Annotated in this window: 18 protein-coding genes; 10 read left to right on the top strand and 8 right to left on the bottom strand. The window is 72.0% G+C overall.

Features of this window, described 5'->3' with window-relative positions; translation table 11 throughout:
- Window positions 1-222: 222 nt before the first annotated feature.
- The 3 genes from ACZ4M8_RS27800 to ACZ4M8_RS27790 are packed head-to-tail and all read right to left on the bottom strand — an operon-like array spanning window position 223 to window position 3,349.
- The gene (locus tag ACZ4M8_RS27800) at window positions 223-1,797 is read right to left on the bottom strand and encodes a DNA primase family protein (protein ID WP_467612113.1); all 1,575 of its coding nucleotides are present in this window, start codon (window positions 1,795-1,797) and stop codon (window positions 223-225) included.
- On the bottom strand, window positions 1,794-2,573 hold the full coding sequence (locus ACZ4M8_RS27795) for an HNH endonuclease (protein ID WP_467612110.1): 780 nt from the start codon (window positions 2,571-2,573) through the stop codon (window positions 1,794-1,796). Before ACZ4M8_RS27795 ends, ACZ4M8_RS27800 begins: the two co-directional genes overlap by 4 nt.
- Window positions 2,570-3,349, bottom strand: a complete 780-nt coding sequence (locus ACZ4M8_RS27790) for a hypothetical protein (protein WP_467612108.1) — start codon at window positions 3,347-3,349, stop codon at window positions 2,570-2,572. Before ACZ4M8_RS27790 ends, ACZ4M8_RS27795 begins: the two co-directional genes overlap by 4 nt.
- Window positions 3,350-3,743: 394 nt before the next feature.
- Between ACZ4M8_RS27790 and ACZ4M8_RS27785 the strand changes: the two genes are divergently transcribed.
- Complete coding sequence (locus tag ACZ4M8_RS27785; protein ID WP_467612105.1) at window positions 3,744-4,814, top strand: XRE family transcriptional regulator; 1,071 nt, start codon at window positions 3,744-3,746, stop codon at window positions 4,812-4,814.
- Here ACZ4M8_RS27785 and ACZ4M8_RS27780 read toward each other — a convergent pair.
- Complete coding sequence (locus ACZ4M8_RS27780) at window positions 4,798-5,607, bottom strand: NUDIX domain-containing protein (RefSeq protein ID WP_467612102.1); 810 nt, start codon at window positions 5,605-5,607, stop codon at window positions 4,798-4,800. The two genes, ACZ4M8_RS27785 and ACZ4M8_RS27780, sit on opposite strands and share 17 nt — an antisense overlap.
- 3,793 nt (window positions 5,608-9,400) lie before the next feature.
- On the bottom strand, window positions 9,401-10,462 hold the full coding sequence (locus tag ACZ4M8_RS27775; protein ID WP_467612099.1) for a DMT family transporter: 1,062 nt from the start codon (window positions 10,460-10,462) through the stop codon (window positions 9,401-9,403).
- A gap of 75 nt (window positions 10,463-10,537) precedes the next feature.
- On the opposite strand from ACZ4M8_RS27775, the gene ACZ4M8_RS27770 reads away from it, so the two are divergent.
- Window positions 10,538-11,443 (top strand): LysR family transcriptional regulator, encoded by a 906-nt coding sequence (locus ACZ4M8_RS27770; protein ID WP_467612096.1) that lies wholly within the window; start codon window positions 10,538-10,540, stop codon window positions 11,441-11,443.
- 52 nt (window positions 11,444-11,495) lie between these two features.
- Here ACZ4M8_RS27770 and ACZ4M8_RS27765 read toward each other — a convergent pair whose 3' ends face one another.
- Complete coding sequence (locus tag ACZ4M8_RS27765) at window positions 11,496-12,128, bottom strand: TetR/AcrR family transcriptional regulator (protein ID WP_467612093.1); 633 nt, start codon at window positions 12,126-12,128, stop codon at window positions 11,496-11,498.
- A 169-nt stretch (window positions 12,129-12,297) separates the two neighbouring features.
- Here ACZ4M8_RS27765 and ACZ4M8_RS27760 point away from each other — a divergent pair, with 169 nt between their 5' ends.
- The 8 genes from ACZ4M8_RS27760 to ACZ4M8_RS27725 all read left to right on the top strand — a co-directional run bounded on the left by ACZ4M8_RS27760 (window position 12,298) and on the right by ACZ4M8_RS27725 (window position 20,787).
- Window positions 12,298-13,512: a serine hydrolase domain-containing protein gene (locus tag ACZ4M8_RS27760; RefSeq protein ID WP_467612090.1), complete on the top strand. Its 1,215-nt coding sequence runs from the start codon at window positions 12,298-12,300 to the stop codon at window positions 13,510-13,512.
- A gap of 157 nt (window positions 13,513-13,669) precedes the next feature.
- On the top strand, window positions 13,670-14,086 hold the full coding sequence (locus tag ACZ4M8_RS27755) for a MerR family transcriptional regulator (RefSeq protein ID WP_467612087.1): 417 nt from the start codon (window positions 13,670-13,672) through the stop codon (window positions 14,084-14,086).
- Complete coding sequence (locus ACZ4M8_RS27750; protein ID WP_467612084.1) at window positions 14,083-14,502, top strand: carboxymuconolactone decarboxylase family protein; 420 nt, start codon at window positions 14,083-14,085, stop codon at window positions 14,500-14,502. Before ACZ4M8_RS27755 ends, ACZ4M8_RS27750 begins: the two co-directional genes overlap by 4 nt.
- 446 nt (window positions 14,503-14,948) lie before the next feature.
- Window positions 14,949-15,374, top strand: coding sequence for a hypothetical protein (locus ACZ4M8_RS27745; protein ID WP_467612081.1), 426 nt, complete (start codon window positions 14,949-14,951; stop codon window positions 15,372-15,374).
- A gap of 148 nt (window positions 15,375-15,522) precedes the next feature.
- Complete coding sequence (locus ACZ4M8_RS27740) at window positions 15,523-16,653, top strand: PLP-dependent cysteine synthase family protein (RefSeq protein ID WP_467612326.1); 1,131 nt, start codon at window positions 15,523-15,525, stop codon at window positions 16,651-16,653.
- Window positions 16,650-17,903: an MFS transporter gene (locus tag ACZ4M8_RS27735; protein WP_467612078.1), complete on the top strand. Its 1,254-nt coding sequence runs from the start codon at window positions 16,650-16,652 to the stop codon at window positions 17,901-17,903. The genes ACZ4M8_RS27740 and ACZ4M8_RS27735 overlap by 4 nt, the downstream gene beginning before the upstream one ends.
- Window positions 17,904-18,526: 623 nt before the next feature.
- Window positions 18,527-19,048, top strand: a complete 522-nt coding sequence (locus ACZ4M8_RS27730; protein WP_467612075.1) for a hypothetical protein — start codon at window positions 18,527-18,529, stop codon at window positions 19,046-19,048.
- A 104-nt stretch (window positions 19,049-19,152) separates the two neighbouring features.
- Window positions 19,153-20,787, top strand: a complete 1,635-nt coding sequence (locus ACZ4M8_RS27725; protein WP_467612072.1) for a multicopper oxidase family protein — start codon at window positions 19,153-19,155, stop codon at window positions 20,785-20,787.
- A gap of 125 nt (window positions 20,788-20,912) precedes the next feature.
- Here ACZ4M8_RS27725 and ACZ4M8_RS27720 read toward each other — a convergent pair whose 3' ends face one another.
- Together ACZ4M8_RS27720 and ACZ4M8_RS27715 are read right to left on the bottom strand one after the other, a co-directional pair.
- Window positions 20,913-22,004 carry a 3-oxoacyl-ACP synthase III family protein gene (locus ACZ4M8_RS27720; RefSeq protein ID WP_467612069.1) on the bottom strand — a complete coding sequence of 364 codons (1,092 nt, stop codon included), beginning with the start codon at window positions 22,002-22,004 and terminating at the stop codon, window positions 20,913-20,915.
- A 200-nt stretch (window positions 22,005-22,204) separates the two neighbouring features.
- Window positions 22,205-23,086, bottom strand: coding sequence for an SDR family NAD(P)-dependent oxidoreductase (locus tag ACZ4M8_RS27715; protein ID WP_467612323.1), 882 nt, complete (start codon window positions 23,084-23,086; stop codon window positions 22,205-22,207).
- Window positions 23,087-23,196 lie beyond the last annotated feature (110 nt).

Genomic DNA, 23,196 nt, shown 5'->3' with positions numbered 1-23,196 from the left:
CGAAACGAGGGTCAGTGAGCCCGAAGCAGCGTCCGGACTTCTGCGGGGTTCGGGGGACGCGATTCGAAGTGGTGCAGCGCGGCCCCGAAACGAGTTCGGGTGTTCTCGGAATCCCGGCCGGTGGCCCCGAAACGGTTCGAGGTGAGCCCGAAGTGGGCCTGCCGGCCGGGAGGGGTGACGCGTCCGGGCCGCTGTGTGCGGCCCGGCCCGGTGTCGGCTGCGTCAGGCGGGGAGGCGTGCCGGTTCGCACGTGGGGTGCGTGGTCTGGCCCGGCTCGATGGGGTGGAAGGGCTGACCGCATCCGGCGCACAGCGCGCTCTGCTGCGGGGGCGCCGGGCGGCCAGGAGCGGCCACGGGCGGCCACTCGACAGCCGGACGTGGAGCGGCGCGGGGCGGCGGCGCCTGGTCGGCGTCAGCGGTGGCGAGCGCGACGCCGGTGTAGATGGGCACTTGGCGGCCGTCGGCCCCGCGGGGCCTGCTGCGGCGCAGCTGGGGGACGACGGAGAGGAGGTTGCGCCCGAAGAGGGCCTTCGTGCCGGGCGGAACACCGCTGTCTTCCGCCCACTCCTTCCACGCCGCCCACAAGGCGTCGATGGTGACGGTGTGGTCGGGGCCGGTGGTGCAGCGCTCCCGCAGGAACGCCGACGTCGGGGACGCGGTGTCCTGCATGACGGTGATCTCGTCGCGGGAGGCGGCCGGGACGGTCAGCCGCCCGGTGCTCTCCAGGCGGTCCAGGCCGTCGAGGGCCCAGTTGAGGATGCCGGGCATCTCCGCGTTCAGCTTGTCCCCGAGGCCGGAGTCTTCCCGGCCGAGCCAGGAGGCGGTGGTGCGCAGGACGATGAACCGGTTCGCGATGACCCCGGAGGAGTCCCCGAAGTTGGGCAGTTCGTTGGAGCTGATCATGATCCGGGTGGGCAGCTTCCCCGTCCACGGAACGCGGAACTTGCGGTCCACGTCGATGGTGTCCTGCCCGGAGATGGTCAGGAGGCGTTCCACCACCTGCTGACCGTCCCGGCCGGACAGGCGGGCGTCGGAGATGAGCGCGAGGGACTTCCCCAGGAGCGGGGAGAGACCGAAGTTCGTCGCCAGGCTCGCCAGCGTCGGACCGGCCTTGTTCCCCTCGCCCACCAGCGTCTCCAGGACGCGGGTGATGGTGCCCTTCCCGGACCGCGTCGGGCCGACGAGGAGGAGAATCTTCTGCTGGTCGGTGCGGCCGGACAGGATGTAGCCGAACCACTCCTGCAGGGCATCGACGGACTCAGGGTCCTCGGACCAGACCTGGGCCAGGAAGCTCTCCCAGGCGGGGGCGGTGGCGGTGGGGTCGTAGTCGAACGGGACCGACACCAGGTTGAAGAACCGTGGCGTGAGCGGCGTCAACGAGCGGTCCGCGACGCGCAGCAGGCCGTTGGTGCACGCCACCACCGGCTCCCCCACCGGCCGCCCGCCGCCGTCCCCGCCGTCGGTGAGCCACGCGGGGGCGTCGACGCGGGGGGAGAGGTGGGTGACGGCCGTCATCGCCTGCGTCAAGTTGGCCACCTTCGGGATCGTCGGGGCCCAGTCGCGCACCTCCGGCTCTCCCTTGGGCGTGACGGCCTCGTAGGTGGCGTGCTCCATCTGCTTGTACAGCCAGGCGCGAAGCTCCTGGTCATCCATCTCGCGCCAGTGCACGTCCTCCCACCGCATCCACGTGCCACACCAGTGCCGCAGCACCAGCACACCGCCGCTCTGCCAGTGCTCCACCAGCTGCCGGGCCACCGCCATCGGGTTCGACGGCGGAGGGAACATCTCCTCGCTCATGCCGCGTCTCCCTTCCGGGCGGGGGCGTCGACGGTCCCGTTGACGGGCGTCGGAGTCGGGTCGACGGGCGTCGAACTCTGGTTGACGGGCGTCGACGGGCACACCGCACCGGCGCCGCTCCGGCGGCCGGAGGAGCGGTTCGCGGATGGCCGCGTCGAGGGTCGGCGGCTGGGGGCGTTGACGCCCGTCGAGCACGGATTGACGGGCGTCGAAGGACCGTTGACGGGCGTCGGCGGCGCCTTGACGGGCGTCGAGCGGCAGGCGTGGGCGAGGCGGGCCAACAGCGCCCAGTCGACCGTCCACGGCTGTTCACGGCGCGGGGCAGCGTGTTCACGGTGGAGGGCGGGGTGTTCATCCGTCCGTTCACGAGCCTGCCCGGCGGCCACCGGGCCGTTCACGGCGGCGCCCGGCTGTTCACCGGTGCACGGCCGCTGTTCACGACCGGCCGACCGCCGTTCACGGCAGGCGCCGGGGTGTTCACCAGTGTCCGTGGGGTGTTCACGGGCGGGCCAGTGGGCGCACAGCAGCAGCGCCATCGACAGCGGCAGCCTGTTGCCCTTGGCCTTGTTGCACACGCGGCAGGCAAGGACCAGGTGCCGGGTGTCCCACGTCCGCATCAGGGACATCGGGACGACGTGGTCGAGGGTGGCGTCGCGCAGGTCGGCGGCGAACGGGGTGCGGCAGTAGGTGCAGCGGCGGCCGTCCCGCCGGGCGAGGAAGCTCTTCCTCGCCCGGCGACGGGCCGCGTTCAGGTGCGGCCGGGTGTACTGGGTCACGCGCGCTCCCCCACCGCGACACCGGCACCGGTCGGCGCGTCACCGTCAGGACCCATGACCGAGCTGGGCGGCGTGATGCCGATCGCGTACCGGCCGTCGTTGCGCCACACCATCAGCGGGCGGGTCGTAGCGTCGAACGGCATGTTCACGGCCGCCTCGAAGGCGACGCGGCGGCGCCGCCGGTCGGGCATGGCGGCCAGGTACTCCCGCCGCAGGTCGGCGTCCGGCGCCGGGGTCCACGACGGGCCGAACTCCGCCTTCATGGCCGCGCCCAGGCGCACCATGGTGTCGACCCCGACCCGCGCGATGCCCTCGGCGAGGAGGCCATGGAACTCAGGGGCCTTCAGGAAGGAGCCGACCTTGTGGTTCTGCGGCAGGCTCGCGTGGAAGGCGACGGCCATCAGGTGCTGGGGGATCGGCTCCGAGCTGGCGTCCTGGTACCAGTGCCGCACGCACAGGCTGTACGCGAAGCACCACGCCGTCTGTGCGGCCCGCGCCAGCGACCCGCCGAGGTCGAGGTAGCTGACCCGGTCGTTCACCCCCTCCAGGCCGAACATCAACAGGGCCCGCGACACCGCCCGCAGCAACTGCTCCTCCGTGGGCAGCACCGGCAACGAACCCCGCTGAGTGAACAGAGCAGCGGCCACCTGCTCACGCGTCAACTGCACCCCATCCACCGGCACCCGGGGAAACCGCTCACCGGGAAGACGACGCTCCACCAGCAGCGGCGCCGAGACAGGCCCGACGGGACGTTCTACGAGAGTTGCAGGCATCATGGAGACACCCCTTCGTGGGTCGGGGAGCGGCGTCTTGCTTGGCGGTAGGTGCGCCGCTCCTTGCTGTTTCGGGTCATGACGGCGTAAGCCAGTCGTGGCCCGCTTTCGCGTTCCAATCTGGTGCGCACCAACAGAATGCATCTGGTGCGCACCAGATGCAAGGGGGCTGGTCCCGTGGAGCTCTGAGCCGCGCCCTCCTGGCTGCTTCAAGGGAAGCGCTGAGAGGGGGCTGGCGGTAGCCAACAGTCCTTAACAGTTGACCTGTTAAGGCCCCATGACCTGCGGCTTTAGGGCATGCTGGGTGCAGTTCGTCTGCACCGTGAGGGGGTTGGTAGAGGTGAGTGAGCGACTGAGGGACGCGCGAAGCGCACGAGGGTGGTCGCAGGAACGTTTGGTGCGCGAGATCGAGGCGTACGCCCGGCGTCACGTGCTCGATGTGCCGTCGACCGCCAGCCTTCGCGTCTATGTCTCCGACTGGGAGAACAGCAAGCGCCGAATCACCGCGCGGTTCGCCGCCATCCTGCGGCCGCTGCTTGGGCTCACCGACGATGAGCTGACGGAGAAGAAAACGGCGGTATTCCCGTCGGCCGATGGGTACGGCGAGCTCCTCGCTCGTATCGACTCGGCCGGGAGCGTCAGCCTGGACATGGTGAAGGCGTTCACCGATCAGACTGAGCTGCTGCGCACGATGGACCGGCAGATGGGCGCCGCTGGCCTGGTCGACCAGATGACGGGGCACCTGGGCAGGCTCGAAGACGCGCTGACCTTCGCGGTCCTCCCTGAAACCCGCCGGCCGGTCGCTCAGGCGCTCGCGGCGGCGGCGACACTTGCGGCCTGGCAGGCCCTGGACGCCGGAGCTGTCGAACGGGCTTGGCGGAACTACGAGCTGGGCAAGCGCGCCGCCCAGGAAGCCGAAGAGCCCATGTATCTGGCCCATGCCATGGCAGAGCAGGCGTACGTGCTGTGCGACGCCGGGCGTCCGGAGATGGCCGTATCGCTGGTTCGAGAGGCGCAGAAAGCAGGGCGGGGCCGCATCTCACCGCGTCTTCAAGCGTGGCTCCACGCAGCCGAGGCGGAGATCTGCGCGAAGGCGGGACTACCGGATGACTGCCGTCGCTCGCTCGACAGGGCTGCGGATGTCCTCCCGCCCGGCGTAGAGGCGCGAGACCCCGACATGCTGAGCATCTTCCTGAACGGCACGCACCTGTCCCGATGGCAGGGAAACGCCCTGGCCTTGATCGGAGATGGTGAAGCGGTCAGCAGCCTCTACGCTGCGCTCGACGCGCTCGACGCGACGTTCATCCGCGCCGAATCGGGGCTCCGCTGCGACCTGGCGCAAGCCCACATTGCCCGCGGCGAGTACGACCAGGCGCAAGAGCAGTTGCGGGCCGCGCGGCGGCTGGCGAGTCGCACCGGATCGGTGCGACAACGCCGCCGCATCGACCAGCTCAGCCAACGGCTGTAGATGCTCCCGCCTTGCGTTCCGCCAGCACGTGGAGCAGCGCCACGAGCGTGCCGGAACCCATGAGTTGGCCGCCCGCCATCAGCGCCGGAATCTCCGCAAGAGGCACCCACTCCACGCGGCCGGCCTCTTCAACATCGGTGGGCTCGCCAACCCTCTCCGCGCCCTGGCTGACGAAGATTTCGTGGGGAGAATCGACCATGCCCACCATCGGTTGGTAGGTGGTGACGTGCTTCAGGGCAGTAGGGCGCCACCCCGTCTCTTCCTCGACTTCCCGGCCAGCGCACGTCTTGGCGTCCTCACCCGCGTCGACAATGCCGCCGGGAAGCTCCCACCCCCATTGATCGGGCACGAACCGATAGCGCCACAGCATGAGCACTCGATCCTGGTCGTCCAGCACGGCGGTGATCGCCACGTGCTGGAGCCGCACGACGTGGTGTTCGAAGCGCTCGACTCCCGGCGGTTCGACGTCCATCAGCTCCAACCGGACCCAACGGTTGTTGTAGACCGGCCGATCTCCGTAGATACGCCACGGCTCCAGCTCCCCGGACTTCGCACCCGTGCGCTTCTGGGCCGCGTCCGGTTCAGGGACTCGATACGAACTCCGGCCGCGCACCTCCAGCACCCCTTCGGCCACAAGCCTCGCCAGCACCTGCCGAAGAGCGGTACGGCCGATGCCAAGCTCTTCGGTCAAGGCGCGCTCGGACGGCATCTTGTCGCCGGGAGCCAGCTTCCCGTCACCGCCGACCCATTCCCGGATCGTGCGTTCCACCCGAGCTGTCTTGGTCTCTGCCATTCGTGGCACGCTCCCTGATCGCCATCTGGTGCACACCAGCGTAACGAGTAGAGCTGACGCTCGGCAGGGCGACAGCATCTTCGCATTACGCCAGGGACTTCTCGAATTTTCCCGTCTCACCCGACTCAACCCGTCTCACCGCAGGTCAGAGGCGTGATGAGTGAGTTCGGTTGCCCGTCTCATGCCCGGCTCACTGCCCGTCTCACCCGACTCACCCCCTCCCGCCGGCCGCCGACCGCCCCGCCGCGCCACTCAGGTGGCCTTCCAAGGGGGAGCGTCCCCGTGCTCGTCGTGGGCGGGGTGCTCAGGGGTCGCTCGGTACCCGCTCGAAGGGCGCTCTGAGGACGCTCGCACCCCGCTCGGCACCCGCTCAACCGACCCCGCGTCGAGCGGGTCGCGAGCGGGGTGCGAGCGGGTGTCGAGCGGGTTCCCGAGCAGGGCCCGAGCGACCGCGATGGTCACTTTCCGTGACTCTACTGGGTAGTGGGTACTGGGTACTGGGTAGTGAGGAATCCCCAGTAGATATGCCCTCCGAACAGCCCTAGGGGCGGCGTGAGGGGGTTTAGTGGGTAGTGGGGTGTCACGCCCCACTACCCACTACCCAGTAGCTTTCCGTCACCATCACCCCATGGCGCCGCAGCATCGAGCGGGTAGAGCCGGGAGACGCCTCCCCGGCCCGGAAATGCCCCGCTGGGCCCGTGTCGCTCGCAGGTCTCCGCTCACCCGCTCGCCGGGCGGCCGGCGGGACCGCTCGTCCGGCGCGGTTCCGCCGAGTCGGAGGCGCGGAAGGACGGCTGCAACACGGGGGCGCCCCGCCATGTTGCAGCCGTTGGCACAGCCAATCCCGGCGGACACCACGCGGACGACGTCCCGGCGCCACCTGCCCCGTCCGCGTACATCCGCCCTGTTCGGGGGCTCCAGCGGGCGGCGCGGGATCGGCGGCCGATCGGCTGGCCATCGGCTCCTGATCGGCGCTGATCGGCTGGCAGATGCCGATCAACGCCAATCCCCGGTCGATCAGCGCGCCGATGCTGACCTGCGGAAAGCCGATCAATCCAATCGACCGCTCGCCCCCGCCGGTCGGGGCCGGTGGGCTGCCCGGCGGCGTCCCGGCTCCCGGCCGGCCGATCCGTTGAGGGCTCCCGGGTGACGTACGGCGGTCGACTGTGCGTCACCCCACGGTGGTTACGGTGTGTGCTTGTTGTCGCTTGTAGCGACAAGGCAGAAAGGGCCGTCCGGCAGCCTTGTGTGGGGTGTGGAGGGGGGTTGCTTGTTGTCGCTACAAGCGACAACAAGCGGTTCTAGTGACTCTTAGTTGCCGGATTTCCGGTCGGTGACGTAGCTGAGGTCGCCCAGAAAGGCGTGAGGAGAAAGTCCTCCCGGGCCGCCCCCCTTGGAAGGCCATCCGTACCGCCACGGCGGTCAGGTCTCCGGCGGCCGGCGGGAGGGGTTGAGCCGGGTGAGCCGGGCAGTGAGCCGGGCATGAGACGGGCAACCAGACTCACCCACCATGGCCCTGACCTGCGGTGAGACGGGCTGAGCCGGGTGAGACGGGCAAATTCAAAAAGTTTTCTCCATAGAGCCTGAAACAGCTCTCAAGCTCGCCCGCGACGACAGGCAAGAAGAGCACCGCGGGCGCCGGTGCTCTTCTTCTCCCGGCCGACCGGCGACCGGTGCTTGTGGCGCAGCTTGTGGCTTGTCACCGAACACGCCCCAGGACGGCCGCCAGGCGCCGAAACCGCCCCTGATCTGCGCCGCCACAAGCCACAAGTTGTGGCGCCACAAGCCACGCCACAAGCCGACTACACAAGCCACAAGCGGAAGGACAAGAAGGAGCGGCCTACGGCCGCACGACCCTCAGCCGCCCAGCCGGACACCCCGCCCGCCCCGTCGGCGACTGCGGCCCGCAGACAGCTGCCGGGAGGCTCTTAAGGGGAGCGGCCCCGCCCCTTAAGAGCCTCCGCAGAACGACGCACCCGCAGACGGACACACGCCCCGCAGCTCCCGCCGCGCCCGGCCGCCGTCACGGCCCCCGTGACGGCGTCACACCCCCGTCACACCCCACCGTGACACCCGTGACAACCGCCGTGACGGGCGTGACAGCCCCCGCGACGCCGTGACGGAACCCGTGACGCCCTTGACGTCACGACGAAGAAGAGACCACCCCGCCCCCGCGCCGCGGTGGTCTCTTCTCCACACCGCGCCGCACCCGCCGACGGACCGCACCGCCGGACAACCGCCGCGGCGCCGAGCGCACCCCGGGAGCGGGCCAGCGAGGCTCTTAGTAGGGGCGCCCTCCACTAAGAGCCTCGCTGCGGGACCACCGGGCCGCACCATCCCCACGAGCTGCCCGCAGACGCCCACCAGGCGCCGCCCCGGCACCCCGTAGGCGCCCGAAGGACGCGCGGCCGAAGGCCGCTCCTTCATGCTCTTCCTCTTGTCGCTTGTCGCTTGTCTTGTCGCTTGTCGCCCCGCAGGTCAGAGCCACCACCCCACCGCCAGCACCCCCACGCCGGCCGCAGACGACAAGCGACAAGACAAGCGCGAGAGAAGGGGCGAAAGGGTCTCTGGCATATGCCACTGTCACATGTAAGTTCGAGTTCGTTCACGGTAAAGTGCCCGCGCGCCTAGAGATCTAGATACCGTGTTGGCACAAGAACCAGCATTGACAGGCTGGTTCTTGTGCCGGATGCGCATGATCCGGGGAAGGCCACACCAGGTTGGCAGCAGAACGGGGCCATGGTGGTCGCTCACCATGACCCCGCGCCGACCATTCACATGGTCGATTGGGTTGGCTCGTGGGGTGTCCCTAGTGCCTGATCAGCTCCAACGCGAGGCGTAGAAGAGCGACCAGGAACGTTAAGGGCCCCCACGGGCCTCGCTCCCTTTTCCTTCGACATGGCATCCGCTGTCACCTCCCCTCATGTGCGGAGGTTGAGCGTGACTGCTGCCACTGCCAGGCACGACCATACGGTGTGATCACGGAGCCCATGGCCCGTTTGCAAGATCTGCGAACAAGCACTCCTACGCCGCGCGGAAGCTGCGCGGCAAGCGCGCGGTAGCGCGCGGAAAGCCACCGCCGGGCGCGCGGCACCGTCCAGTTTTCTGGACACCAGCGCGCGGCACCGCGCGGCAGCACACCCACACCGCGCGGCACCCGCGCGGCAGACCCCGGGCACCCGCGCGGCAGGCGCGCGGCAGCGCGCGGCAGGCGCGCGGCAGCCGACCGCACCACGTCGCACCACTTCCGCACCACATCCCACGGGGACTTGCGGTGAACAGCGGTAAATTGCGCGCCCGCGCAGAAGCCCTGTAGCCCGTGTTCGTGCAGGTCAGCACGGGTAACCGCCGTAGTGATCAGGGATTCCCAAGCTCAGAGCGCGGGTTCGATTCCCGTCACCCGCTCCAGAGAAAAGCCCCAGGTCAGTGACCTGGGGCTTGTGTGTTACCCACACTCTGACCTGTGGCAACGCCGAACGGGCAGGTGCTGATCCCGCCCGGACCTCGTTCGGGACGAATGTGGCTGTGGGCCATAACGCACCCACTACCGAGCCGAATTGACGCTCACGCGCCGGATCGGGTGCGAAGAGGCCGGTGTCCGCGGAGCCGGCCCTCCCGTTCGGTTATGGATCTCGCGCTGCCTCTACGTTCCTTTCGCCTGATCTCGTGCGTGACCGCATCTGCTGGACGTGCTCCTGGAGGAAACGGGCGGTCTCAGGGCCGCTGAGATCGTCTACGGCGGTCTTCAACTCGTTCACCCTTCTTCGGGTGTTCCCGGATGCGTAAGGGGCGGTCACTCCGCGGAGACTTCGTCGGGGGGCGCCGAACGCGGCGGAGTTGCCGTACGCCCCGTGCGTTGCGAAAGAGCCGCGCCGGCCAGGATGACGACGGCGCCCACCGGCTGGTGCCAGTTCAGCGCCTCGTCCAGGACGATGACGCCCGCCAGTGTGGAGACGACGGGGACCAGGTAGGTCACCATCGATGCGATGGTGACGCCGGCGTCGCGCACCAGACCGTACTGAATCAGGAACGCCGCTCCCGTGCCCAGCGCACCCAGGATCAGGAGGGAGAGCACCTGCGTGGCCGGGAAGGCCGTGGGCGCCGAGGTGAGGAAGGGGGTGACCACGGCGAGCTCGACGGCACCCGCGATCAGTTGGGCGGCCGCCAGGGGCAGCGCGGAGTGGCCGCAGCCGGTGACGAAGCGCCGGACGTATACCCACCCCGCGCCCATGCTCATGGCTGCCCCCAGAGCCATGCCCGCACCCGCCGGGTCTCCCACGTCGGCACCGTTCCAGATGCCGAAGACCACCAGCACTCCGGCGAATCCGAGGGCCATCCCGACCATCTGGTTACGGTGGGGACGCTCCCCCGGCAGCGCGCTGACCGCCACCAGCAGTGTGAACAGAGGGGTGGTGGCGTTGCAGATGCCGGCGAGCGCGGAGGTGATCCGCTCCTCGGAGTAGGCGAAGAGCGTGAAGGGGATGGCGTTCAGCAAGAGCGCAGCCACGGCGAGATGGCCCCACAGGAGCCCGAACCGAGGAAGCGGCTGCCGTCGGACCACGAGGACGGCCAGCAGGGCGAGGGCACCGAAGGCGACGCGTCCCAGAGACACCTGGAGCGGCGCGAACGCCTGCCCGCTGATTTTGACGAAGAGGAAGCTCAGCCCCCAGACCAATGCGAGGAGAGCGAAGCGCACCCGCCAGTCGAGAGGCGAGTGGGAGGCGCCGGGGCGTTGCGGAGCACCGGGACCGACGCGGTGGACGGCGGCCGCGGGAGCGGCGTGGGGAGAGGAGCGTGGGGCGGGGCGGGGCAAGGAGGTGGCTGCCTCGTCGGCCCCGGGGCGTAGCGAGTCCATGGAGGAAACCCTGCGATCACCGCCCGTCAACGACAAGCAATAAAATGTGATCCGCCGATGTAGGAGTCCTTCACCGTGCTCAATCTCGACCGCCTCCGAACCCTGCGAGCCCTCGCTCAGTACGGCTCCGTCAGCGCGGCAGCGGACGTCCTGTACGTATCGGCGTCCGCCGTCTCCCAGCAGATCCGCAAGCTGGAGCACGAGTGCGGGCACCGCATCGTGATCCGCAGCGGGCGCGGCGTGGAACTGACGCCTGTGGCCCGCCTGCTGGCGGACCGTGCCGCACACATCCTGGAGCTGGTGGACCGTACCGAGGCCGAGTTGCAGGCACACCGGGCAGAGGTAGTGGGCACGCTGACGTTGGGTGCCTTCCCCACGGCGGCCCGGGGCCTGGTCCCTCACGCCTTGCGCCTGCTGGGCGAGCGTGCGCCCGACCTCGAAGTGCGGATCAACGAGCTCGACTCCGCGTCGCCTCTGGTACAGGTGGAACGTGGCGACCTGGATGTCGGAGTGGTCCAGGACTGGGCCCACTCGCCTCTGGCCTGGCCCTCCGACGTGGCAAAGCGGCTCGTGGTGACGGACACCGCCAAGGTGGCCCTGCCCGAAGAACACCCCCTTGCCGGGCGCGCCTCGGTGGGCATCGGTGACCTCGTTGACGAACCGTGGATCAGCCGGGCGCGACGCTCGACATGCCACGAGTGGCTGGTACTCACCATGCGCAGTCACGGTGCGGAGCCCCGCATCGTGCACACCGTCGACGAGCACCCCACCCAGCTGGCCCTTGTCTCGGCGGGAGTGGGTCTGGCTGTAGTGCCCACGCTGGGCCTGGGGCCGCTTCCCGACGGCATCCGGGTCGTAGACGTCGAGCCGACGCTGATCCGCCGGGTGTACGCGACGTGGCGCACGGACAGGTCGGTCCGCCCCTCGGTCCTCGCCGTCGTCGAAGCCCTGGCCGAGGCCGGCGGCACGGGGTGCCGGTGACGCAGAACGCGGCGGCCCGCAGGGAGCCGCCGACGGTGTCGCCGGGTGCACCTCACGCCTTGCGGTAGTACCCCAGGAACATGTCCACCCCGCCTTCCACCAGGCGGTCCGCGAGGTCGGGGGAGAGGCGTTCGCCGTATCCGCTGTGGACGAGGTGCGGGTGGAGGACCAGGGCGTAGAACTGGAGGATCGCCAGTTCCATGTCCGGGATGTCCAGGTCCGGGTGGGACCTCAGGGCGGTGGCGAGCGGTTCGGCGAAGCGGTCCGGGCCCTGGGTGCGCCAGGCGCGGCCCAGTTGGGGGAAGCGGCGGGACTCTGCGGCGATGAGCGCGCGCAGGGCCAGGACCTCGTCCTGGGCGATCCCCTCGACCCAGCCGCGGGCCGCCGCGGTGAGTACCTCGCGGATGTCGTCGTCCGCCGCCAGTTGCCGGTCCATCGCTCGGGCCGAGTCGCCCAGGGCCTGGTCGAGCGCGTCGCCGACCACCTCGGTGAACAGGTCCTCCTTGCTGCCGAAGTGGTTGTAGATCGTCACCTTCGACACGCCTGCCTCGGTGGCGATCTGGTCCACGCCGATGCCGAATCCGTGCCGGAGGAACTGCTCCCGGGCGGCTTCGATGATCGCCGCGCGCTTGCGGGCCGCGCGCTCCCCCGACGGCGGCTTCCGCTTGTTCGTGGAGTCCTTCACCCGTCTCACGTTAGCAAGCAGATGCACTGAACAGTTGAGTTCACATGAACTGCACCGTACAGTTCTGGCCATCTCATCGGACGGCGTCGGCGCCGTCATCCCCACACGCGCCTGTCATGGGCGGGCCGGCCGGCCCGACGTGCCGGTACATCAACGGAGTTGAGAATCCATGAGTCGTCACATCGATACCGCCCCGCCGGCCGCGCCCGCACCGGCCGCCCTGTCGTCGGTCGTCGTGCACGGGGAGGCCGATGACCGATTCGCCGCCGTACGCGCCGCGTTCGCCGCGACAGCCGCCGAAGAGCCGGGGCTGAGCGCGCAGTTGGCCGTACGGCTGGACGGGCGCCCGGTCGTCGACCTGTGGACCGGGCCGGGGGTCACCCGGGATTCGCTGTTCGCCCTGTACTCCTCGGGCAAGGGCGCCGCGCACCTGGTCACGGCGCTGCTCGTCCAGGACGGCGTACTGGAACTCGACCGGCCCGTGGCGCGCGACTGGCCCGAGTTCGCCGCCGGCGGGAAAGCCGGACTGACACTGCGCGACCTGCTGGCCCACCGGGCCGGACTCCTCGGCACGCCGGACGGGCTGAGCATCGCCGAACTCGCCGACGAACGGCGCCTGGCGGAACTGCTCGCAGCGCTCCCCCCGGCCTGGACACCGGGCGAGGGCTACGGCTACCACGCCTTCACCGTCACGGCGCTGACCGGCGAGGTCGTACGCCGGATCACCGGCCGCACGCTCCAGGAGCACTACGGCGAGCGGCTGCGGATCCCCTACGGGCTCGACTTCCACCTCGGGCTGCCCGCGAGCGAGGAGAGCCGCTACCTGCCCGCACAACCCGGCCGGGCGGACACGGACCGGGGGCCCGCCCCCACCGGCCTGACCGCTCTCGCCTTCAACGCGCACGCCGGGCCGCCCACCGACCTGGTGGCGTACGCCAACACCCGTGAGGTGCGCGCCCGGGGTTCGGCCTCCTCGGGCAGCGTCGGTACGGCGCGGGGGCTGGCCAAGATGTACGCCGCGGCGATCTCGCCGGTCGACGGCCGCGCCCCGCTGCTCGGCCCGGACGTACTCGCGGAGTTCACCACCCCGCACACCCCCGGGACGGACCTGGTCACCGGCGAGGTGGACCACTTCCTGCTGGGCTTCGAGGCCCAAGGTGTGCGGTACGGCCGGTCGTTGAGCGCGCGGGCGTTCGGCCACAGCGGGGCGGTCGGCGCGCAGTCCTTCGCGGACCCCGCCACCGGGATCGCCTACAGCTACACCCGCCGCAGCTTCGCGCCGGGAGGCGGTGGCGCCCCGGAGAACCACCGCCTGATCGCGGCGGTCACCGCCGCGGTCGAGGCCGTCGACCGGACGGGACGCCTACCGGAGAGCCGGGCCTGATGCCGATGCCCCGGCCCGGAGCGAGCACCCGCCGAGGGCACCGCTCACGGCCCGACCGGAGAGCGGTGCCCCACCGCGGACCGCGCCGGGAACCGGTGACGGGCGCCACTCCACCGGCCCTTGATCTGGAGCGCACTCCAAGTTCTACGGTCTCTCCATGACCGACGAAAGCGCCGCTCACCAGCGGGAACCGACCCTCACGATCGCTCAGGTCGCCGAGCGGACGGGACTGTCCCCCGACACCCTGCGCTACTACGAGCGCGCCGGGCTGATCGAGCGGGTCGGCCGTACCACCGGCAATCAGCGCCGCTACGCGGCCGCCGACCTCGCCTGGCTGGAGTTCCTGCTGCGGCTGCGCGAGACCGGCATGCCCATCAGTGACATGCAGCGCTACGCGACGCTGCGGGCGGCCGGCGACGCCACCGTCACCGACCGGCTCGCCATGCTCCGCGAGCACCAGGCCGAGCTGGCGGAGCGCATCCGCGGGCTGCGCCGCAACGCCGCCGCGCTCGACGACAAGATCAAGCACTACGAGGCGCTGCTCACCCAGCAGCCGGAGACGGACCGCCCATGAACGCCACCCCCGCCGCGACCACCCGCCAGGACCGTTTCGAGCACGGCATGGAGATCCTCACCGAGGTCGACGGCGAAGCCGGCCGGCGCGTCATCGACGCCCTCGCCGACATCAGCCCCGAACTCGGCCACCAGGTCGTCTCCTGGGCCTTCGGTGAGATCTACGACCGTCCCGCCCTGCCCCCGCGCGACCGCCAACTCGTCACCCTCGGCATGCTCACCGCCCTCGGCGGCTGCGAACCGCAGCTGGAGGTCCACATCAACGCCGCCCTCAACGTCGGCCTCACCCCCGAGGAGATCGTCGAGGCGCTGCTGCACTCCGCCGTCTACTGCGGCATGCCCAAGGCGCTCAACGCCACCTTCGTCGCCAAGAAGGTCTTCGGCGAGCGCGGACTCCTGCCCGTCGAGGGCCGGTAGCCGCAGCCGCACCGGGCGGCCCCGGTACACCGTCCGGGGCCGCCGCCGCGCCGCCTGCCGTACGCACGTCGCTCCCCGAGTGCCGCCGTTGGAGGTGAGTGCGCCCGCCTCCTACGGCGATTCCCGGCCGTAGTGAGGCGGTGCCGGAACGGCCCGAACTCACGGTGTGACGCCCGGTGTTCCGGTCGGGGGCGGGATACGGCGCTGGGGCGGCGGGGCGGTGGCCACGGGCCGGGAAGGGTGGGGAACGCGCAGGTCAGCGAGGTGGCGGGCGGGCCGGGGCGGGAGCGGTTCGTCCGGTGTTCAGGTGGGCTTCGCGTGCGGTGTGGCGGGGTGTCGCCCGGTGGCCGGCGGGCGGTACGCCGGGGCGCGGGTGCGGGCCGCGGGATTCGGCGATCATTCCCGACCCCATTTTGACGGATACCTTATGTGAGGGATCGGGTACGTTGAGCGACGTGATCTCCGGGGTGTTACGAGCCGCACGGCGGCGCGGGCGGTGGCCCGTGGCCGGTCTGTTCGTCGTGCTCGCCGCCCTGGTGCATCTGCTGGGGTGCGCGCACGGGCCGGCGCCGGAGGCGGGGGCGCGGGTCGATTCCCTCGTCGCGTCCGCCCGCTGGGCCGTGGACGCCGTGACGCCCACCGCCGACGCCGTCCACCGCTGCCCCGGGCCGGAGCGGGAGCACTGCCCCGGAGCGGATGTGCCGCCGCGGCTCCAGCCGGGGCAGTCGCTGGTCTTTCCCGACGGTGTGCCGGACGAGCCGGTCGTGGCCGCGTCCGGGGCGGCGCCGTCGGGCCGGGCGGTCCCGGCCGCCGGCGGGACGCGGGCTCCGCCGCCGTGGGAGCGGGCCGTGCTGGGAGTGTGGCGGATCTAGAAGGGGCCGGTCGGCCGGTGGGGTGCGCAAGCGGCGCGCACACCGGGCGACGACGACGCGCAGGCCACCCTTCCTCCCGGCCGTGTGCGGCCGTGTGCCGCGCCGGCCGGCCGTCGGAAAGAGAACGACGATGAACACCGTCAGTGCCATGACGTCCCCCTGCCCGCCCGCCGCGCTGCCGACCGTGTCCGCCCCGTCGGCGCGGACGCCCGCGGGGCTGGTCGGCAACACCCCGCTGATCTGGGTGGGTGAGCCCTTCACCGGCCCGGAGCGCGGGTTCTGGGCGAAGCTGGAGGGCGCGAACCCCGGCGGGATCAAGGACCGTACCGCCCTGCACATGGTGGGTGAGGCCCGGCGCCGGGGCGAACTGCGCCCCGGGGCGCCGATCGTGGAGTCCACCTCCGGCACCCTCGGGCTGGGGCTCGCCCTGGCCGGGATCACCTACGGACACCCCGTCCATGTGGTGACCGACCCGGGCATGGAGCCGATGATGCGGGAGCTGCTGGCCGCGTACGGTGCGGAGGTCCACCTGGTGGACGCGCCGCATCCGGTCGGCGGCTGGCAGCAGGCCCGCCGGGAGCGGGTCGCCGAGCTGATGTCCGGACGGCCCGACGCATGGTGCCCGGATCAGTACCACAACCCCGACAACGTGGCCGCGTACCGGCCGCTCGCCCATGAACTCGTCGCCCAACTGGGCCGGATCGACGCGCTGGTGGTGAGCGTCGGCACCGGCGGGCACTCCGCCGGGGTGGGGTCCGTGCTGCGGGAGTTCTTCCCCGGGCTGCGGATCGTCGGGGTGGACACCACCGGGTCCACGATCTTCGGGCAGCCCGCCGCACCCCGGCTGATGCGCGGGCTGGGCAGCAGCATCCATCCGCGGAACGTCGCCTACGGCCTCTTCGACGAGGTCCACTGGGTGGCCGCCCCCGAGGCGGTGTGGGCGGCGCGGCGGCTGGCCCGCTGCCACTACGCGACCGGGGGCTGGAGCGTCGGCGCGGTGGCGCTGACGGCGCGGTGGCTGGCGTCCGTGCTGCCCGCCGAGGCGCGGATCGCGGCGGTCTTCCCGGACGGTCCGCAGCGCTACACCGGCACCGTCTTCTCCGACCCGTACTGCCGGGAGCACGGGCTGCTGGGCGCCGCGCCGCCGGACGCGCCGGAGGAGATCGGCCACACCGGGGAGCGCGCCGTCATCTCCTGGACGCGGTGCACCACCGTGACCGATCCGCTGGGTCCGGGCGCGGTGGCGGACCCGGCGCGTACCCCGGTGGTGGCGCCGTGACGACGCTGCTGAGGACGATCCGTTCGTTCCCGCCGAGCGCCCAGCTGCTGATGGCGAATCAGTTCGCGATCAACCTCGCGTTCTACATGCTGATGCCCTATCTGGCCGCGCATCTCGCCGGTGAACTGGGGCTCGCCGCCTGGGCGGTGGGCCTGGTGCTCGGCGTACGGAACCTCTCCCAGCAGGGGATGTTCCTCATCGGCGGCACCCTCGCCGACCGCTTCGGCTACAAGGTGCCGATCATGGCCGGGTGCCTGCTGCGCACCGGCGGGTTCGCCCTGCTGGGGTGGGTGGACGCGCTGCCCGCGCTGATCGTCGCGTCGGCGGCGACCGGGTTCGCCGGGGCGCTGTTCAACCCGGCCGTGCGGGCGTATCTCGCGGCCGAGACCGGGGAGCGGCGGGTGGAGGGTTTCGCCGCCTTCAACGTCTGCTACCAGGGCGGCATGCTGCTGGGCCCGCTGGTCGGACTGGCGCTGCTGGCGGTGGACTTCCGGCTGGTGTGCACGGTGGCGGCCACCGTCTTCGCGGCGCTGACGGCGCTCCAGTGGCGGGCGCTGCCGCAGCGCCGTGGCGACGGCGGGGCCGCGGGCGCGGCGCCCGAGGGCGTGCTGCGGCAGTGGCGGCAGGTGGTCGCCAACCGTCCGTTCCTGCTGTTCTCGCTGGCCATGATCGGTTCGTACGTGCTGACCTTCCAGATCTATCTGGCGCTGCCGCTGGCCGCCGACGCCGCCCTGGGGTCGGCGGGGACGAAGGCCACCAGCGGGCTCTTCGTCGTCTCCGCGGCGGTGGCGGTCTGCGGGCAGCTGCGGCTGACCGGCTGGGCGCGGAAGCGGTGGAGTCCGCAGGGCGCGCTGGTGTGGGGGCTGGCGTTGATGGGCGCGGCGTTCGTGCCCCTGGCGGTCGTGGGCGGTTCGCCCGTGGCGGTGCTCGCCGCGCTGGTGGCGGCGGTGGTGGTGCTGGCGGCGGCCGGGGCGGTGGTCTATCCGTTCGAGATGGAGACCGTCGTCTCGCTGTCCGGCAACCGCCTGGTGGCCACGCACTACGGCCTCTACAACACCGTCTCCGGACTGGGTATCACCCTGGGCAACCTCGCCACCGGCGCCCTGTGGGACTGGGCGGTACGCCATGACGCCCGCTGGCTGACCTGGGCGGTGCTGACCACGACCGGCCTGGGCTGCGCCGCCGCCGTCGCGGCCCTGGCCCGCACGGGCCGGCTCCGGGCGGCGGATCCGGAGCCGGTGGCGGCCTGAGGAGAGGACGGGCGGACGGCCCGGGGGCCGGCGGACCGCCAGGCCGGCGGGGGGCGGCTGACGGCTCGCGGCTGACGGCCAGCGGCCACTGGCGGCTGGCGGCTGGCGGCTGGCGGCTGGCGGCTGGCGGCTGGCGGACCCAAGGGTCGCGGGTCGGCGGGCCGGCAGGTCGGCAGGTCGGCAGGTCGGCAGGTCGGCAGGTCGGCAGGTCGGCAGGTCGGCAGCCGACGGTGGCCTGCGGTGGGGTGGGTGAGTACCTGCCCCGCCGCGGGTGTGCGGGCTTCCCGGCGGGGCGGGGCGGCTCCCCCGTCATGGGCCCGTGCGGCCCTCGTCGTGGGGGCGCGGCCTGCCCGGTGGCAGGCCCCGGACACGCCCGGCCGTGCTCCGCACGTCCGCCGGTGCGGTTGCGCCGCACGCGGCTCCCGGGCCCGCGTGAGGACGGGGGCCCGCGCGAGGATGCGGTCCTCCGGTGGCGCGTCCGGCCCCGCGCCCCGGCCCGCTCTCCCGCCGCCCCAGGTCACCGGCCGTGCCCGTGCCGTGCCGCGCCCCGTTACGCCCTCCGTATACCCCCTCCCGGTACGATCCAGGGACGACGGGTCGACGGAGGCAGGGGAGGTCGCGCAGTGGCCGGGCAGTGGAGGGTCACCGCTTGGTGCGGGCGGCTGCTGCTCTTCGCCGCGTTGGTCTTCGGCATCGTCGCGATGCACAGCCTCGGCCACTGCGCCGAGCATCCCGCCTCCCCGGCCTCCGGGAGCGGCGCCGCGGCACACCACGGCCCGGGGCCGGCAGCGATGACGTCCGGCCGTATGTCCCCCATGCCTCTCACCCACGGGACCGTGCACGCGGACGGCGCCGCGGCGGGACGGGACTCCGGCGCCACGGCGGCGGACACGGGCCCGGCCCGCCTCTCCGACGGCGCCGTGCCACGGGCGCACGCGCCGCTGCCTCCGGGCGGGACCGACCCGGCAGCCATCTGTCTGGCGGTGCTCACCGCCGCCTCCCTCGTACTGCTCGGCGCCGCCTTCGCGCGTCGGTCGGCGGACGGGCCCGCCGGAACGCTCGCCCGGCCGGCGCACGCGCTGCGGCCGATCCCGCCGCCCCCGCACGGCATACTCCTCGCCCGAGCCTCGGTGCTGCGCCTGTAGGAGCGCGCCCCGCCGCCCCCGGCCGCCGTCCCGGCAGGCCGCGGGGGCCGGCGTACGCGTCCGCCCACTCTTTCGCAGCACACCGATACGAGGTGCATTTCCCCATGCGTACCCCCACCCGCCGGACCGCGCTCGGCGCCGGCATCGCCCTGGCCGGCGGCGGTCTGCTCGCCGCCTGTTCCGGCTCCGGCTCCGGCTCGGACCACTCCGGGCACGGCGGCCCGGCCGCCCGCGACTACGTCTTGCCGGACGGCAAGGAGGTCGCCGCCGCGGAGTCCGCACGCGAGCCCGGCGCCGTCCGCAAGGTGCGGCTCACCGCCACGCCGTCCGCCCTCGACCTCGGCGGGCGTACCGTCCGCAGCTGGTCGTACGGGGAGGAGCTGCCCGGTAAGGAGATCCGGGTGACGGCCGGCGACACCCTGGAGGCCACACTCGCCAACCACCTGCCGCAGTCCACCTCCGTCCACTGGCACGGGCTCGCCCTCCGCAACGACATGGACGGCACACCGGGGCTCTCCCAGGCGCCGGTCAAGGCGGGCGCGTCGTTCACCTACCGCTTCGCCACCGCGCACCCCGGCACGTACTGGCTCCACCCGCACTCGGGCGTCCAGCAGGACCGCGGGCTGTACGCGCCGCTGATCGTCGAGGACCCCAAGGAGCCGCTGCGGTACGACAAGGAGTGGGTCGTCGTCCTCGACGACTGGGTGGACGGGGTCGACGGCAGCACCCCCGACGCGGTCCTCGCCGAGCTGCGCAAGGGCATGCCGGGCATGGACCACGACGGTATGGACCACGGCGGCATGGACATGGAGCACGAGGGCATGGACATGGGCCTGGGCCGCCCCGGAGGCGCGGGCCGGGTGACCACCGCGTCGTGGGCCGCCGCCCGGAAGGGGCCCGGTCCGTCCGGCCCGCCCCGGATGATGATGGGCGCGACCAGTGACCTGCTCGGCGGGGACGCCGGGGACGTCGCCTACCCGTACTACCTGGTCAACGGGAGGACGGCGGACGATCCGCAGACCTTCCGCGCCGAGCCCGGCGACCGCGTCCGGATCCGCCTGATCAACGCCGGGGGCGACACCGCCTTCCGCGTCGCCCTCGGCGGCCACCGGATGACCGTCACCCACACCGACGGCTTCCCCGTCACCCACGCCGGGACGGACGCTCTCCTGCTGGGCATGGGCGAGCGGTACGACGTGCTCGTCACCGTCAAGGACGGGGTCTTCCCGCTCACCGCGCTCGCCGAGGGCAAGAAGCAGGCGGCGCGGGCACTGCTGCGCTCCGGCGGGGGCGCGGCGCCGAAGGCTTCGGCGCGCCCGAAGGAGCTGGACGGCAAACTGCTCCGGGCCGATCAGCTGACGGCGGACGCGTCGGTGCGGCTCAAGGGCGGCAAGCCGGACCGGACGATCGAACTGCGGCTGACCGGCTCGATGGAGAAGTACGACTGGGCCATCAACGGAGAGCGCTACGACCCGGCGCGGCGCCACCCCGTCCGCGCGGGCGAACGCGTCCGGCTGTCGTTCGTCAACAACACCACGATGTGGCATCCGATGCACCTGCACGGCCACACCTTCTCCCTCGGCTCCTCGGGCCCCCGCAAGGACACCGCGATCGTGCTTCCCGGCCGGACCGTCCACGCCGACTTCGACGCGGACAACCCCGGTCTGTGGATGCTCCACTGCCACAACGTCTATCACTCGGAGTCGGGGATGATGACAGTGCTCGGGTACCTGAAGTAACCCTGAAATCAAGGGAGTTGACCCCTAGGGGGCGCGGGCGGGCCGGGGCTTCCCGGTCCGCCCGCGCCCTCGGTCGGGGCGCCGCCGTACACAGGGGAGGCGGGCGGCGCCCCGGGTGAAGGGGGTCACCAGTCGAGGAGGATGACCCCCATGCTCGCGCCGCTGGCGATGCCGAAGAGCGCCACCCGCGAGCCCGGACGCAGCAGCCCCTGCTCCTGAGCGCGGACGAGCTGGAGGGGGAGGGTCGCCGAGGCGATGTTGCCGGTGTGCGGGAAGGTCGGCAGGATCCGGTCCGCGGAGATGCCGACCCGGTCGCAGAAGGCGCCGACGAAGGCGACGGACGGCTGGTGCACGCAGATCAGGTCGACGTCGTCGAGCGAGTCGCCCCGCTCCTTCATCCACTGCATGATCCCCTCGGGCAGCCCGTCGAAGGAGGCGAGCAGCCGCCCGGAGTCGATGCTCAGATGCGCCGGCTCGTCCATGACCTGGTACGGGTTGAAGACCGTCGCGGCGGTCCAGCCCTGGGAGTTGGCGAGGGAGGTGCCGGCGGTGATGCCCGGGGTGTCCGACGCCTCCACCAGCACCGCGGCACCGGCGTCACCACAGGTCAGCGACGCGGCGCCGGTGCGGAACTCCTCGGTGTCGGCGAACGACCAGCGGGTGACGCGGGTGCACATCTCACCGGAGGCGATGAGGACGCGGCGGTAGCCGCCGCCGCGGATGAGGGCGTCGGCGACCTCCACGGCGTTCAGCACGCTGTTGCAGGCGTTGGTGACGTCGAAGACCGGGCAGGTCAGGCCGGTCTTGGCGGCCACGATGTGGGCGTTGGCGGGCTCGATGGTGTCGATGCCCACCGCGGAGTAGATCAGCAGGTCGATGTCGTCGGGCGCGGTGCCCGCCTCCGCCATCAGCTTCCTGACCGCGTGGGCGGCGAGATCGGACGGGCGCTCCCCCTCGGGCGCGACCCGCCGCTCGACCATCCCGTACATCCGGCGCAGCAGTCCGGACGGGACGCGGATGCCGGGGCTGTTCGCGCGGACCCGCTCCTCGATCTCCTCCACGGTCTCCACGGTCTCCGGGAGATGGACGGTCACCTGGGAGATCCGGCTGTACGGGGCGGGCCTGTCACCGCCGCGCCCCGGAAGGCCGTCCACCGCGTCCCGCGGGGCGCCGTCCGTCTCGGATATCCGGCCCGCCACACCATTCACCGCCGTCATCGCACATCTCTCCTCGGTCCGTACGGCACGCACGTCACGTGCCGTCGTGCGGGGAAGAACGAGCCGGAACGGCGGAGGTACCGCCCTTCCACCCCCTGTCCTCCCCCTATCCGCGCACCCGCCGTCCACTAGGGGGTGCGCCCATCACCCCTAGTGGAAGCGGGAGTTCAAGCCGCCCGGCGCGCACCGGGGCCCGCCGTTCACAGCCGCGGCAGCCGGAACGCCCCGGCCAGGGCGCGGGTCGCCGGCCGCGGGGTGGTGAGGCCGAGGAGGGCGCGCTTGAGGGGGTCGCCCCAGCGGTAGGGCAGGCAGGCGTCGAGGGCCGCGCCGACACGTGCGTCGCGACCCACCACGTAACGGGCCGCCGGGCGCGGTGCGGTGAGGGCGCGGTGCACGGCGGCGGCGGGCTCACCGGCGGGGGTGTACCGGGCGCGGTCGCGCAGCGCCGCGGCAGCCGCCCGGTAGGAGCGGGTGAAGTCGGGCGAGACGGTGCTGGGGCGCTCCAGGGATCCGGCCGCCTCCTCCAGCAGCCCGGTGAGGTGCACACCGTGTTCGAGCAGCACCACCCGGATCCCCGTCCCGGCGGTCTCCATCCGCAGGGCGTGCGTCATCGCCGTGACGGCCGCCCGGCTCGCGCTGTACCAGCCCAGCCACGGCAGCACGGCCCGGCCGGACACCGACGAGACGGTGACGATGCGGCCCGCCCCACGGGCGCGCATCCCGGGCAGGACCAGCCGCGCGAGGCGTCCGGCGGCGAGGAGGTTCAGCTCCAGCAGCCGGTGGATCTCCGCCTCGTCGGTCTCCTCCACCGCCCGCGCCGTCACCGCCGCGGCGGCGTTGACCAGGCCCCACGGGCCGGCGCCGGTACGGTCGCCGATCTCCGCGACCGCCGCCGCGCACGCCTCGGCGTCGGTCACGTCGAGGACGAAGGTGTGCAGCCGCGCCGCACCCTGTGCCGCCTCGTCCGTGAGCCGCTCGGCCTCCTCCGGGGTACGGACGGCCGCGAACACCTCGTATCCGGCATCGGCCAGCCGCAGCGACGACGCCCGGCCGATGCCGTTCCCGGCCCCGGTCACCAGCACGCTCTTCAACGGGAACTCCTCACGCCCAACGGCCCGCGACGTGCTCCTCACGACGGGCTCCGCAGAGGTAACCAACCTCCCGAAAGCGCCGTACGAGACCCCTGTCCACC

The sequence above is a fragment of the Streptomyces sp. NPDC027185 genome (genome assembly GCF_055567035.1).
The sequence above is the reverse complement of the archived record's forward strand: the minus strand, read 5'-3'. Positions and strand labels throughout refer to the sequence as shown.

Coding starts and splice junctions, on each gene's coding strand:
- ACZ4M8_RS27740 (WP_467612326.1), top strand. CDS start 15,523: ATGACGTCCCCCTGCCCGCCCGCCGCGCTGCCGACCGTGTCCGCCCCG.
- ACZ4M8_RS27760 (WP_467612090.1), top strand. CDS start 12,298: ATGAGTCGTCACATCGATACCGCCCCGCCGGCCGCGCCCGCACCGGCC.
- ACZ4M8_RS27790 (WP_467612108.1), bottom strand. CDS start 3,349: ATGATGCCTGCAACTCTCGTAGAACGTCCCGTCGGGCCTGTCTCGGCG.
- ACZ4M8_RS27750 (WP_467612084.1), top strand. CDS start 14,083: ATGAACGCCACCCCCGCCGCGACCACCCGCCAGGACCGTTTCGAGCAC.
- ACZ4M8_RS27755 (WP_467612087.1), top strand. CDS start 13,670: ATGACCGACGAAAGCGCCGCTCACCAGCGGGAACCGACCCTCACGATC.
- ACZ4M8_RS27775 (WP_467612099.1), bottom strand. CDS start 10,462: ATGGACTCGCTACGCCCCGGGGCCGACGAGGCAGCCACCTCCTTGCCC.
- ACZ4M8_RS27720 (WP_467612069.1), bottom strand. CDS start 22,004: ATGACGGCGGTGAATGGTGTGGCGGGCCGGATATCCGAGACGGACGGC.
- ACZ4M8_RS27800 (WP_467612113.1), bottom strand. CDS start 1,797: ATGAGCGAGGAGATGTTCCCTCCGCCGTCGAACCCGATGGCGGTGGCC.
- ACZ4M8_RS27725 (WP_467612072.1), top strand. CDS start 19,153: ATGCGTACCCCCACCCGCCGGACCGCGCTCGGCGCCGGCATCGCCCTG.
- ACZ4M8_RS27780 (WP_467612102.1), bottom strand. CDS start 5,607: ATGGCAGAGACCAAGACAGCTCGGGTGGAACGCACGATCCGGGAATGG.